Source organism: Kribbella antibiotica (genome assembly GCF_004349055.1).
GTDB classification, from domain to species: domain Bacteria; phylum Actinomycetota; class Actinomycetes; order Propionibacteriales; family Kribbellaceae; genus Kribbella; species Kribbella antibiotica.
This window is the reverse complement of the sequence record NZ_SMKX01000010.1, coordinates 67,691-80,461: the sequence shown is the minus strand read 5'-3', so window position 1 is coordinate 80,461 and position 12,771 is coordinate 67,691. Positions and strand designations below refer to the sequence as shown.

Annotated in this window: 8 protein-coding genes; 4 read left to right on the top strand and 4 right to left on the bottom strand. The window is 67.2% G+C overall.

The features are described from left to right. Window positions 1-29: 29 nt before the first annotated feature. The 4 genes from E1263_RS05880 to E1263_RS05865 form a co-directional block, all read right to left on the bottom strand. The gene (locus E1263_RS05880) at window positions 30-512 is read right to left on the bottom strand and encodes a GNAT family N-acetyltransferase (protein ID WP_132166132.1); all 483 of its coding nucleotides are present in this window, start codon (window positions 510-512) and stop codon (window positions 30-32) included. An 861-nt stretch (window positions 513-1,373) separates the two neighbouring features. Then, window positions 1,374-2,555 (bottom strand): SWIM zinc finger family protein, encoded by a 1,182-nt coding sequence (locus tag E1263_RS05875; RefSeq protein ID WP_132166131.1) that lies wholly within the window; start codon window positions 2,553-2,555, stop codon window positions 1,374-1,376. Beyond that, complete coding sequence (locus tag E1263_RS05870; RefSeq protein WP_238161089.1) at window positions 2,552-5,296, bottom strand: DEAD/DEAH box helicase; 2,745 nt, start codon at window positions 5,294-5,296, stop codon at window positions 2,552-2,554. The genes E1263_RS05875 and E1263_RS05870 overlap by 4 nt, the downstream gene beginning before the upstream one ends. 47 nt (window positions 5,297-5,343) lie before the next feature. Then, on the bottom strand, window positions 5,344-7,230 hold the full coding sequence (locus E1263_RS05865) for an ABC transporter ATP-binding protein (RefSeq protein WP_132166150.1): 1,887 nt from the start codon (window positions 7,228-7,230) through the stop codon (window positions 5,344-5,346). Between the two features lie 166 nt (window positions 7,231-7,396). On the opposite strand from E1263_RS05865, the gene E1263_RS05860 reads away from it, so the two are divergent. The 4 genes from E1263_RS05860 (at window position 7,397) to E1263_RS05845 (ending at window position 12,703) form a co-directional block, all read left to right on the top strand. After that, window positions 7,397-8,155 carry a TetR/AcrR family transcriptional regulator gene (locus E1263_RS05860; protein ID WP_132166129.1) on the top strand — a complete coding sequence of 253 codons (759 nt, stop codon included), beginning with the start codon at window positions 7,397-7,399 and terminating at the stop codon, window positions 8,153-8,155. A 42-nt stretch (window positions 8,156-8,197) separates the two neighbouring features. Continuing rightward, complete coding sequence (locus E1263_RS05855; RefSeq protein ID WP_132166128.1) at window positions 8,198-8,866, top strand: TetR/AcrR family transcriptional regulator; 669 nt, start codon at window positions 8,198-8,200, stop codon at window positions 8,864-8,866. Continuing rightward, window positions 8,866-10,599 carry an ABC transporter ATP-binding protein gene (locus E1263_RS05850; protein ID WP_132166127.1) on the top strand — a complete coding sequence of 578 codons (1,734 nt, stop codon included), beginning with the start codon at window positions 8,866-8,868 and terminating at the stop codon, window positions 10,597-10,599. Before E1263_RS05855 ends, E1263_RS05850 begins: the two co-directional genes overlap by 1 nt. Before the next feature lie 73 nt (window positions 10,600-10,672). Continuing rightward, window positions 10,673-12,703: an ABC transporter ATP-binding protein gene (locus E1263_RS05845; protein WP_132166126.1), complete on the top strand. Its 2,031-nt coding sequence runs from the start codon at window positions 10,673-10,675 to the stop codon at window positions 12,701-12,703. The last annotated feature ends 68 nt before the right edge of the window (window positions 12,704-12,771 follow it).

Sequence of the window (12,771 nt, the reverse complement as noted above, 5' to 3'; positions counted from 1 at the left end):
AGATTCTTCCGAACCTTTTCCGGTGGTCGTCAGCCTTCGACGACGAACCGCAACGGCCCAGCCGGTACGGCGTGGTCGCCCTGTGCGAGCGCCATCAGACTCGGCCCGCCGTACTGCGGATGCCGAATCCCGAACTCATCCGCAGGCCGGAACCCGAACCGCGGGTAGTACTCCGGATGCCCCAGCACGACCACTGCTGGCTCCGGCCGCTCCTGAGCTAGCTGCAGCACGCCGCGCACCGCCGCGTCGCCGGCGCCTTGTCGCTGATAGGCCGGCAAGACGGCCACCGGGCTGAGCGCCAACAGGGGAGTGTCGCCAACAAACGCACGCGTCAGTATCGCGTAGCCGACCGGCTGTTCGTCGGCCAACGCCACGCACGAGATCCACACCTCCGGATCAACGCGCAGAGCGTCCAGATAGTCGACCTCGTACTGCCGGCCGAACGCCTCAAGAGTGATCTCACGCAGTAGCTGCTCGTCGGCGGGGGAGCCGACGCGAGTCTTCCAAGTCATGGACAACGGGGGAGTGCCTTTCTCAGACAGAGCGGGATGGATTGAGGGAGCGTGCGGCCGGCGCAGTCATCAATCCACCTCCTCCGAAGTCGACCGTCAGCTTAGGTCGCTGAGTGCCGAGTAGTTCACAATATGCTTTGTACAAGAGCTCTTGAGTAATCGCTGGAGAGTTGCGCTTGTCAGCAGGGAAACCCGCTCAAAGACGGCCGGCAGACAGGGCGCGGCAGGCGACGCTCGGTCGGCGGGGCGTCTCGGCCGGTGACGTCGCTGGCCGGCTGCGGCGGCCGGCCGATTTCAGGTGGCGGGCTCGGCGGATGCCACCGCGCCATACCCAAATCACAAGGTCGCCTAGCCACCCGCCGTGCCGAGTGAACCCACCCGCGCCCCCTGCGTGTCGCGCCGACTGGGTTCATCGTGTCGAGTGTGCGGACCGGGGTGGCGACAAGCGTTTGCCGGCAGCAGAGTCCGCACACTGGGCGCTTCTCCTGCCCGGTAGGTTCACTCGCGATTAGGTGTTCGACCGGGTCCGGGGAGCAGAACTGACCCGAAACGACAGGCAGAACTCCCCATCGCGCGCCTACAGCGGAGAGGGCGACGCTTTGCGTGGTTCTACTGCCACGGAGCGGCAGTGATCTACCGCAAAGCGACCTTAAGCACCCCGAAGAAGTGCCCCGACTGGCATCCCCCAACCACACGGTCGCCTAGCCGCCCGCGTCGTGCCGAGTGAACCCACTCGCGCCCCGGGTGTCGTGCCGAGTGGGTTCACTGTGTCGAGTGTGCGGACCGGGGTGGCGACAAGCGTTTGCCGGCAGCAGAGTCCGCACATTGGCGGTGGCTTCTGCCCGGTGGGTTCACTCGCGGCTATGCGTCGGTGGTTAGGGCGATCAGGGGATCGGGGGAGGCAGCCGCGGCTGGGGTCCACGTGTGGTCGAGGAGGCGGTAGGGGTGCCAGTTGCCGTGGTGGTCCAGGCGGAGTTGGGTGTCGGGATGGACGGTCAGGCGGTTGCCGGTGACAACTACGTTCTCGGTCTCCTCGGCGAGGAGGTCGGCGCCTGCTCTGGCCAGGTCCACTGGGGTCGGCGCCCAGGAATGCTCGAGGACGTCGAGGCCCGCGAAGCCGCCGTACTGCCAGGCCTGTACGCCGATGCCGAGCTCGACCGGCCGGCCCGTTGCCGCGGCCAGCGGTGCGAGCAGCTCGGGGAAGTCGGCGGCGAGCCGGACGGCGTCCTGCCATTCGTTGAGCGGCTCAGGCTCTGGCGTCCCATTCAGCAGCGCGATGAGCAGCGCGCGGGCTCGCCGAGACGCGTCGAGCACGAGCATCGGCAGTACGGATGGCGCTAGCGGCAGCGGGGGCTCGATCCCGCTGACAGCCAACTCATCCAGCATCACCTTGCGGGGCACCGGGGGAAGGGCAGGCAGCTCGCCGGGTGTTGTCTGAACCTTGACGACAGGCTCATCCTCAACCTCAGCTTGACCCTCGGCGCTGGTCGAGCGTGCGACTAGTTGGTCGAGGAGCACATCGCGGGAACGACCCCGCAGGTGCAGCAGCACGAAGGGATCTGAGTCGAGCAACCAAGCGACCTGGTACTCAAGGCCGGCGGCATGCTGGCACGGGAGCTCCCACGCATCGCAGGTGCAGCTCGGGTCCAGGTCGCCGATCCCCGGCAGCAGTGCGACGCCGGCAGACTCGGCTGCCTCGACGAGATCCTGGGGCATCTCACCGTCAAGTAGAGCTGCAATGTGCCCGGCCCGCGCCGCGACCTGGTCCAGGAACTGGGCCCACTCGGCTTCGGTCAGCTCGTCCACCCGGACGGTGACTTCGTAGGTGTCGTCGGGGGAGTAGACGGTGGCGCCGACCCGGCCCGGGCTGATGGTGATCGTCCCGACGTGGCCCGAGTTCGCGTACCGGCGGCCTCGTTTCAACTGCTCGTTGTCGAGTGAGGTGTCTTCCAGCGCCTGCACCCAGGCGCGCGCCCACCATGATTGGCCGCGAGTGCTCCGCCGCTGGGCCGGAAAGGCCGGATACCCCTGAGCCGCGTTCATCGCAGACCTCCCCGCAGCTCGACGAGATCGGCAAGTTCGTTGTCCGACAACTCGGTGAGCGCCGCTTCACCGCCGGCCAGTACGGCGTCGGCGAGCTCGCGTTTGGCCGCGAGCATGGCGGCGATCCGGTCTTCGATGGTGCCTTCGGCAATGAAGCGGTGGACCTGCACCGGCTTGGTCTGGCCGATCCGGTAGGCCCGGTCGGTCGCCTGGTCCTCGACGGCCGGATTCCACCAGCGGTCGTAGTGCACGACGTGGTCGGCTCGTGTCAGGTTGAGCCCCGTCCCGGCTGCCTTCAGCGACAGCAAGAACACCGGTACGTCGCCGGCCTGGAACCGCTCGACCATCTCCTCCCGCTTGCGCACTGGTGTTCCTCCGTGCAGCAGTTGGGTGGCGATCCCGCGCCCGGCCAGGTGGCGTTCGAGCAGGCGGGCCATGGCGACGTACTGGGTGAAGACCAGGACCGCGCCGTCTTCGGCGACGATCGTTTCGAGGAGTTCGTCGAGTAGTTCGAGCTTGCCGGAGCGTCCGTTCAGGCGCGCGTCCTCGCCTTCTTTCAGGTACTGCGCCGGGTGGTTGCAGATCTGCTTGAGCCCGGTGAGGAGCTTGACGATCGCGCCGCGGCGGGCCATTCGGTCGCTGGAGGCGACCTCGGCCATCAGCTCGCGGACGGTCGCTTCGTAGAGGCTGGCCTGCTCCCGGGTGAGCGAGACGGTCTGGTCGGTCTCGGTCTTGGGTGGCAGCTCCGGTGCGATCCCGGGGTCGGACTTCTTGCGCCGAAGCAGGAACGGTTTGACGAGCTTGGCGAGTCGGTCCGCGACCTCTTCGTCCTTGTCGGCCTCGATGGGTTGCGCCCATTGCGTGCGGAAGGTGCTGAGTCGGCCGAGCAGGCCCGGTGTCGTCCAGTCGAGGATCGCCCAGAGCTCGGAGAGGTTGTTCTCGACCGGTGTGCCGGTGAGCGCCACTCGTGCTTGCGATGGGATGGTTCGCAACGCTTTCGCCGTCCCGGATGAGGGGTTCTTCACGTGCTGCGCCTCATCAGCGACCACGAGCGCCCATCGATGGGCGCCAAGCCGGACGGCGTCGCGTCGCAACGTCCCGTAGGTCGTCAGCACGAACCCGTCCTCGGCGCCGTCGAGCGAGCGCGCCGAGCCGTGGAATCGGCGCACCGGCGTGCCAGGCGCGAAGCGGTTGACCTCACGCTCCCAGTTCCCCAGCAGTGAAGCCGGGCAGACGACCAGCGTTGGGCCGGCCGTCCCGGCAGACTCCTGGCGATGGAGGTGTAGCGAGATCAGCGTGATCGTTTTGCCGAGACCCATGTCGTCGGCCAGGCAACCGCCGAGACCGAGCGACGTCATCTGTGCCAGCCACCGCAGCCCGCGCAGCTGGTAGTCGCGCAGTGTCGCCTGCAGAGCAGCCGGTACGTCGATCAATTCGGCGGCGCGCTCGGGATCGGCGATCCGGGCCCGCAGCTCGGACAGCCAGGGGGTCGGCTCGACGTTGATCTGCTGGCCGTCGACCTCGGTCGTCCCGGTCAAGGCGGCGCTGAGCGCGTCGATCGGGGTGACGGGTTTGAGGATCCGATCGCGGGCCTTCCGGGCCAGCTCGGGGTCGATCAGCATCCACTGGTCGCGGAGCCGAACGACCGGCCGAGTCGCCTCGGCGAGTTTGTCGAGCTCTTCTTCGGTGAGCGGATCGTCGCCGAGGGCAACTTGCCAGCGGAAGTCCAAGGTGGCGTCGCCGCCGAAGAAGCTCGGCAGGTCGCTCGGCCGCTGCTGCGGTGCGGTGATCGCGGCGCGTGCCTTGAGGTCTCGCCCGAGGCTGCGTGGCCAGTGCAGCTCGATCCCGGCAGCGGCCACCCGTTGCGCCGTCCCCGTCAGAAGGTCGCCGATCTCGTAGTCGGCGAGCTCGATCTGGTCGGGTACGGCGCTGTCCAGCAGACGGGCCAATGGCGCCCAGACTCGCCCGGCCCGGCGGATCGCGAGTGTCGCGTCGATCCGGGCTCGCGGTCCGAAGCCGGGGACCTCGGCCGCCCAGACGTCGTCGGCGTCCCGCACGAGCGTCGGGTCCTTGAGGCTGTGCAGCTGCACGACGGCGTGGAAGGCCTGAGCCTCGGTCATCTCGATCCGCAGCGAAACCCGGACCCCGCTGTCGAGGCCGACGGACACCTCGTCGGCCCAGCGCCGTAGCTTCTCGGCCCGTTGTGGCGTCTTGGCGGCGAACAGTCCGCCGCCTTGTGCCTTGGCGGCGGCGGGGGATCGTGGCATCCCGTCCGCGACCGCATCCCAGAATGCGCGCACCAGTCCCTCGGCTGCGAGCTCGCCGGGAACGCCGGTCGGTGGCATTGCCTCGGCCAGAGTGATCAGCCGGGTGACATCGGCCGGCTCCAGTGGTCCCATCCGCCAGGCGTCGTACCCGTCGGGGGAGACGCCGGGCAAGAGCTTGCCTCGGGCAACCAACTGCAGCGCCGCGACCGCGGCCGATCCCCAGAATGCTGCCGTTGGGTGTGCACCAGGCTCGCGCCGCATCCGCCCAAGCATCGGAACGGCGTCCGCCACGCTCACGCTGATCGCGCGCACGGACTGCACGTCCGGCTCGACTGTCACGTCGAGCTGGACCTGCTCCCCGATTCCGAGCGGTACTTCGCCGCCCTCCGGATCCCAGAACAGCACCTTGCCGTCCCGTGGTGGATCCGAGGGGGCAAACCCAACCGCACATCCCGACAGTTCAGACAACCGCACTCCCAAAGTCCCGACCGACTTCCCCGAACCTCGTCACCTCAGCTGTGTCAGACCGTGAGGACCTCCGCGTCGGTCGGAGCAGCGCCGGGCTGCTCGAACTGGGTGCGGTACAGCTCTTCGTAGCGGCCCTCGGCCGCCAGGAGGCTGGTGTGCGTGCCCTGCTCGAGGATCCGGCCGTCCTCGATCACGAGGATCTGGTCGGCGGCGCGGATGGTCGAGAGCCGGTGCGCGATCACTATTGCGGTGCGGCCGGCGAGCGCCTCGGTGAGTGCCGCTTGGACGGCGGCCTCGTTGGTGGAGTCGAGCGCGGCCGTTGCCTCATCGAGGATGACGACGCGTGGCTGCGCCAGCAGCAGGCGGGCGATCGTCAGCCGCTGCCGCTCACCACCGGACAGCCGGTAGCCGCGCTCGCCGACCACTGTGTCGAGGCCGTCCGGCACTGACCGGATGAGGTCCTCGAGCCGGGCCCGCCGCAGTGAATCCCACAGCTCGTCCTCGGTTGCCTCGGGCCGGGCGAGCAGTAGGTTCTCTCGGATGGAGTCGTGGAACAGGTGTCCGTCCTGGGTGACCATGCCGAGCGTCTCCCGCAACGACTCGGCCGACACATCCCGTACGTCGACGCCCGCGAGCCGCACTGAGCCGGAGTCGACGTCGTACAGGCGGGGGATGAGCTGGGCGATCGTGGACTTGCCTGCTCCGGAGGAACCGACCAGGGCGATCATCTGTCCAGGCTCGGCCCGGAACGTCATGTCGTGCAGGACCTCGACTCCGCCGCGCGTGTCGAGTTTGGCGACCTCTTCGAGGGAGGCGAGGGAGACCTTGTCGGCCGACGGGTAGGCGAAGTGGACGTTGGTGAACTCGACCGATACCGGGCCCTCGGGGACTGTGCCGGCGTCGGGCTTGTCCTGGATGAGCGGCTTGAGGTCGAGGACCTCGAAGACGCGCTCGAAGCTGACCAGTGCGGTCATCACCTCGACGCGCGCGCTGGCTAGTGCGGTCAGCGGTGCGTAGAGCCGGGTGAGTAGCAGCGCCATCGCCACGACGGTGCCGGCGTCCAGTTGGTCGCGCAGCGCGTAGAAGCCGCCGAGACCGTAGACCACGGCCAGGGCGAGCGCCGAGACCAGCGTCAACGCGGTGACGAAGATCCACTGCACCATCGCGGTGCGGACGCCGATGTCGCGCACCCGCCGGGCCCGCGAGGCGAACTCTGCGGACTCTCGCGCCGGGCGGCCGAAGAGCTTGACCAGGGTCGCACCGGGCGCGGAGAACCGCTCAGTCATCTGGGTGCTCATCGTCGCGTTGTAGTTGGCCGACTCTCGCTCGAGCGCGGCCAGCCGTCGCCCGACCCGGCGGGCCGGGATCACGAAGATCGGCAGGATGACCAGCGCGAGGAGTGTGATCTGCCAGGACATGCGCAGCATGACCACGAGGGTCAGTGCGAGCATCACGAGGTTGCTCACCACCCCGGAGAGGGTGTCGCTGAACGCGCGCTGGGCGCCGATCACGTCGTTGTTGAGCCGGGAGACCAGGGCGCCGGTCCGGGTGCGGGTGAAGAACGCGATCGGCATCCGCTGAATGTGGTCGAAAACAGAGGTCCGGAGGTCGAGGATGAGTCCTTCGCCGAGGCGCGCCGACAGCCAGCGGGTGAGCATGCTGATGCCGGCCTCCGCGACCGCGATGACCGCGATCAGGATGGCCAGGCGCAGTACGGTCTCGAAGGCTTTGCCGTCGACGATCGTGTTGACGACCTTGCCGGCCAGCACCGGGGTCGCGACGGCGAGCACCGCGGCGGTGATGCTCAGCACCAGGAACCAGATCAGTTGTTTCTTGTGCGGGCGCGCGAACGCGAGGATCCGCAGCAGTGTCTCTTTGGAGAACGGTCGTTTGTCGTCGGATGCGTGCATTGCGTGGTACAGCGAGTTCCACGCGGTCATTTCCATACTCACAGCGGGCTCCACGGCTTCGGTCGTTCGGGGATGTCGATGATTCCCTACCTCACCGACAGTTTCCGACCGTAGAACCTCGACAAAGCTTGAGGTCAATCCCCGATCGAACTGGGTACAGTGTACGAAGAATATCCGATCCGGCAGAATCGCGCACATGACCCAGGAGTACAGCGGCAGTGGAGACCCGGCGAAGAGCCTTGAGCTGCTCTGGCGCCGGCAGAAGCAGCCCACCCGTGGCCCGAAACCGGCCCTGACCGTCGACGGGATCGTCGAGGCCGCACTCCGGGTCGCCGACGCCGAAGGGATCGGTGCGATGTCGATGCGCCGCGTCGCCGATGAGCTGGGCGCCGGCGCGATGACGCTGTACCGCTATGTCCCCGGCAAGGGCGAGCTCCTCGACGTCATGCTCGACACCGTGTACGGCGAGCTGCCGAAGCGCGTCGTACCGGGGGACTGGCGAGCCCGGCTGGACGAGGTTGCCCGCGAGAACCGCGAGCTGTATCTGCAGCACCCGTGGATGCTGCATGTGGCGGTGAGTCGCCCGCCGCTCGGTCCGCAGGTGATGGCGAAGTACGAGTGGGAGCTGGGTGCGGTCGAGGGGATCGGGCTGAGTGATGTCGAGATGGATGCGACGGTCGCGCTGATCAACGGCTACGTGCACGGCGCGGTCCGGGCGGCGGTGGAGGCGCGGCAGGTCATCCAGCATTCGGGGATCACCGACAAGGAGTGGTGGCTGGCGCACGTTCCCCATCTGGATCGAATCGCCGACGCTCAGGCCTTCCCGCTGTCGAGCCGGGTCGGGAGTACGGTCGGCGAGGAGTTCGATGCGCCGTACGACTCTGATCATGCCTTCGAATACGGCCTGGCCCGGTTGCTCGACGGTGTCGCGAAACTGGTGGCCGACCGGAGGTAAATAGAGTTGTGAGTGAGTACTCACTCAGTTAGTGTCGGTCAGGTGACGCCGAGAGCCACGCCCCTACCGCCGGACGAACGGCGAGCCGCGATCATCGCGGCCGCGCTGCCGTTGTTCGAGCAGCACGGTCCTGACGTGAGCACCAAGCAGATCGCCGAGGCGGCCGGCATTGCCGAGGGGACGATCTTCCGTGCCTTCGGAAGCAAGGACGCGCTCATCGAGGCCGCACTACTCAAGGCGTTCGACACCAGCGATCTGCTCACCGAGCTCACCGCGGTCGACGTCACGTTGCCGCTGCGGGAGCGGATGGTCGCCGCGGTCGAGGTCGGTCAGCGGCGGCTGCGCGGGGTGTTCCGGCTGATGTTCGCGATGCGGCTCGCCCGGCCGCCGGACCTCAAGTCGACGCCGCTGGACGAGGCTCGGCGCAAGCGCCAGTCCGACCTCGTGAACATGGCGTTCACTGAGCTGCTGCGGCCGGATTCGGCCCAGCTGCGCTTCTCGCCCGAAGAGGTCGTGCGCCGTCTGCAGATGGTCACGTTCTCCGCGACCCACCCAATGATTTCCGGTGGCCAGGTGCTGACTGCGGAGGAGATCGTCGACTTTGCCCTCGACGGTGTCCGTAGGAACGCAACGGGTCAAGTACCGGTCACCGAGGAGATCGCCGAGTTCGTGCTCGGCGGTCGAAAGCCACAGCACTCAGGGGATGATTGATGTTAGTTCGACTCTTGCGTACGCACCTGCGTCCGTACGCGGGATACCTGTCCCTGGTGGTCGTCCTGCAGCTGGTCGGGACGATCGCCTCCCTCTACCTCCCCAGCCTCAACGCCGACATCATCGACCACGGCGTGGCCGTGGGCGACACCGGTTACATCATGCGGACCGGTGGCTGGATGCTCGGCGTCAGCCTGGTGCAGATCCTCTGCACGGTCGTTGCCGTGTACTTCGGAGCCAAGACCGCGGCGCTGTTCGGCCGCGACGTGCGGGCCGCGGTGTTCCACAAGGTCGGCGAGTTCTCAGCGCGTGAGGTCAACTCGTTCGGTGCGCCGACGCTGATCTCGCGCAGCACCAACGACGTGACCCAGGTGCAGATGCTGGTCGTCACCACCTGCACGATGTTGGTCGCCGCGCCGATCACGATGATCGGCGGCATCTTCATGGCGGTCCGCGAGGACGCCGGCCTGTCCTGGCTGGTCGCTGTCGCGGTGCCGTTGCTGGCACTGTCGATCGGTCTGATCGCGAGCCGGATGGTGCCGCAGTTCCAGCGGATGCAGAAGTACGTCGACGCGGTGAACCGGGTGCTGCGTGAGCAGATCACCGGTATCCGGGTGGTCCGCGCCTTCGTGCGTGAGCCGCACGAGACCGAGCGTTTCGGTAGGGCGAACTCCGACTTGACCGACTCGGCGATCCGGGCCGGGCGGTTGATGGCGCTGATCTTCCCCGTGGTGATGCTGATCCTGAACCTGTCCAGCGTCGCGGTGCTGTGGTTCGGTGCCTCGCGGGTGGAGAGCGGCGCGATGCAGGTCGGCGAGCTCACGGCGTTCCTGAGCTACCTGATCCAGATCCTGTTCTCGGTGATGATGGCGACCTTCGTGATGATCATGGTGCCGCGGGCGACCGTGTGTGCCGACCGGATCAGCGAGGTGCTGAACACCGAGTCGTCGGTGCGGCCGCCGGTCACGGCGATCAAGACCTTCACCGGTGCGGGCCAGTTGGTTCTGGAGAACACCTCGTTCCAGTTCCCGGGGGCGGCCGAGCCGGTACTGCGTGATGTCAGCTTCACCGCGTTGCCGGGGCAGACGACCGCGATCATCGGGAGTACCGGCGCCGGTAAGACGACGCTGCTCTCGCTGGTTCCGCGGTTGATGGATGCCACCGAAGGGCGCGTGCTGGTCGACGGGATCGACGTACGGGAAATTGCGCCGGAGGCGCTCTGGGAGCGGATCGGGCTCGTTCCGCAGCGGCCGTACCTGTTCTCCGGGACGGTGGCGAGCAATCTGCGTTACGGCAACCCGGACGCGACCGACGAGGACCTGTGGACGGCGCTGGAGATTGCCCAGGGCAAGGACTTCGTCGAGTCGATGCCGGAAGGTCTGGAGTCGCCGATCTCCCAGGGCGGGACGAACGTGTCAGGTGGTCAGCGGCAGCGGCTGGCGATCGCGCGGGCGCTGGTGCGAAAGCCTGAGATCTACCTGTTCGATGACTCGTTCTCGGCGCTCGACCTGGCCACGGATGCCCGCCTGCGGGCGGCACTGCGGCCGGTGACGCGCGAGGCGTGTGTGGTGATCGTGGCCCAGCGGGTCTCCACGATCATCGACGCCGACCAGATCATCGTGATCGAGGACGGCGCGATCGTCGGCAAGGGCCGGCATGACGAGTTGCTCGACAACTGTCCGACGTACGTCGAGATCGTCGAGTCCCAGCGTTCTGCGGAGGAGGCCGCGTGAAGGAGCGGAGCGAGTTCACCAATAAGTACTGCGAGTGCCGCTCAGCGGCGCCCGGAGCGAAGCGAGGACGACGATGAGCGATGAGGTAGCTGCCCCTGAGGGGGAGCAGACAGTCAAGGCGACCGACCGCCCGACTACGGGCCGGGCGTTCGGGCCTCCGGGTGGTATCCCGGGGGACAAGTCGATGAACTTCGGTCCGTCGGCCAAGCGGTTGCTGAGGCGGTTGCGGCCGCAGCGCGTGCAGGTGTCGTTGGTCGTCGTACTGGCGGTCTTCAGCGTCGGCCTGGCGGTGCTGGGGCCGAAGATCCTCGGCAAGGTCACCGACATCATCTTCGCCGGCTACATCGGCAAGAAGTACCCGAGCAACATGACCAAAGAGCAGATCATCGAGCAGACCCGGGCGGCCGGTAACGGCCGGGTCGCCGACCTGCTGCAGGGCGTCGACCTGGTGCCCGGCGCCGGGATCGATTTCGATGCCCTGCGCAACGTCCTGATGCTGGTGCTCGCGCTGTACCTCGGCTCGTTCTTCCTGTCCTGGATGCAGGGCTACATCCTGAACGGCGTCGTCCAGCGGACCGTGCTCGACCTGCGCTCCGAGGTCGAGGACAAGCTGAACCGGCTGCCGCTCAGCTACTTCGACGGCGCACCGCGCGGTGAGCTGCTCAGCCGGGTCACCAACGACATCGACAACATCTCGACCAGCCTGCAGCAGACACTGAGCCAGTTGCTCACCTCGCTGCTGACGGTGGTCGGCGTCCTGACGATGATGTTCGTGGTCTCGCCGTTGCTGGCGCTGATCGCGCTGGTGTCGATCCCGATCTCGATGATCGTGACCGCGGTGATCGCGAAACGGTCGCAGGCCAGGTTCGTCGCACAGTGGCGTCATACCGGTGCGTTGAACGGGCAGATCGAGGAGGCGTTCACCGGGCACGAGCTGGTCAAGGTGTTCGGCCGGCAGAAGGAGATCGAGGCGTCGTTCGCGACGAAGAACGAGGAGCTGTACCAGGCCGCGTTCGGGGCGCAGTTCATCTCCGGCCTGATCATGCCGCTGATGATGTTCGTCGGGAACCTGAACTACGTGGTGATCGCGGTCGTCGGTGGTCTGCGGGTCGCCTCCGGTCAGCTGTCGCTGGGTGACGTGCAGGCGTTCATCCAGTACTCGCGCCAGTTCACCCAGCCGCTCACCCAGGTCGCCTCGATGGCGAACCTGCTGCAGTCGGGTGTCGCCTCGGCCGAGCGGGTCTTCGAGGTACTCGACGCCGAGGAGCAGGTCCCCGACGACAAGACCCCGGAGACCGTCACGCAGGCGCGCGGGCGGGTCGAGTTCGAGCACGTCTCGTTCTCCTACAACCCCGACAAGCCACTCATCACCGACCTGAGCCTGGTCGCCGAACCCGGGATGACGGTCGCGATCGTCGGCCCGACCGGCGCCGGCAAGACCACCCTGGTCAACCTGATCATGCGCTTCTACGAACTCAACGGCGGCCGGATCACCCTCGACGGTGTCGACATCACCGAGCTGACCCGCCACGACCTGCGCTCGCGGATCGGCATGGTCCTGCAGGACACCTGGCTGTTCGGCGGCACCATCCGCGACAACATCCGCGACAACATCCTCTACGGCAACCTGAACGCCTCCGAGGACGACATGCTGGCCGCGGCCAAGGCGACGTACGTCGACCGTTTCGTGCACAGCCTGCCCGACGGCTACGACACGGTCATCGACGAGGAAGGCAGCAACGTCAGCGCCGGTGAGAAGCAACTCCTCACCATCGCCCGCGCCTTCCTGGCCGACCCGCAATTGCTCATCCTCGACGAAGCCACCAGCTCGGTCGACACCCGCACCGAAGTCCTGGTCCAACGCGCCATGGCGGCACTGCGCTCGGACCGCACCAGCTTCGTCATCGCCCACCGCCTGTCCACCATCCGCGACGCCAACCTGATCCTGGTCATGGAGAACGGCGCAATCGTCGAACAAGGCAACCACCGAGAGCTCCTCGCCCTCAACGGCGCCTACTCCAACCTCTACAACGCCCAATTCAGCGGCGCCGTCACCACCGAGGAAGAAGCAGTCCCCGCCGGCCCACCAGTCCTCCGCAGCTGATGTGTTCTCGCCGTTCCTGACTTCTCACCGGAGTCAGGAACGGCGAGACGCCTGCAGTCGCTCTCTGA

Bases quoted from the DNA above. Each gene is read 5' to 3' on its own strand.
- E1263_RS05880 (WP_132166132.1), bottom strand. From the start codon at position 512: ATGACTTGGAAGACTCGCGTCGGCTCCCCCGCCGACGAGCAGCTACTG.
- E1263_RS05875 (WP_132166131.1), bottom strand. From the start codon at position 2,555: ATGAACGCGGCTCAGGGGTATCCGGCCTTTCCGGCCCAGCGGCGGAGC.
- E1263_RS05865 (WP_132166150.1), bottom strand. From the start codon at position 7,230: ATGACCGCGTGGAACTCGCTGTACCACGCAATGCACGCATCCGACGAC.
- E1263_RS05860 (WP_132166129.1), top strand. From the start codon at position 7,397: ATGACCCAGGAGTACAGCGGCAGTGGAGACCCGGCGAAGAGCCTTGAG.
- E1263_RS05850 (WP_132166127.1), top strand. From the start codon at position 8,866: ATGTTAGTTCGACTCTTGCGTACGCACCTGCGTCCGTACGCGGGATAC.
- E1263_RS05845 (WP_132166126.1), top strand. From the start codon at position 10,673: ATGAGCGATGAGGTAGCTGCCCCTGAGGGGGAGCAGACAGTCAAGGCG.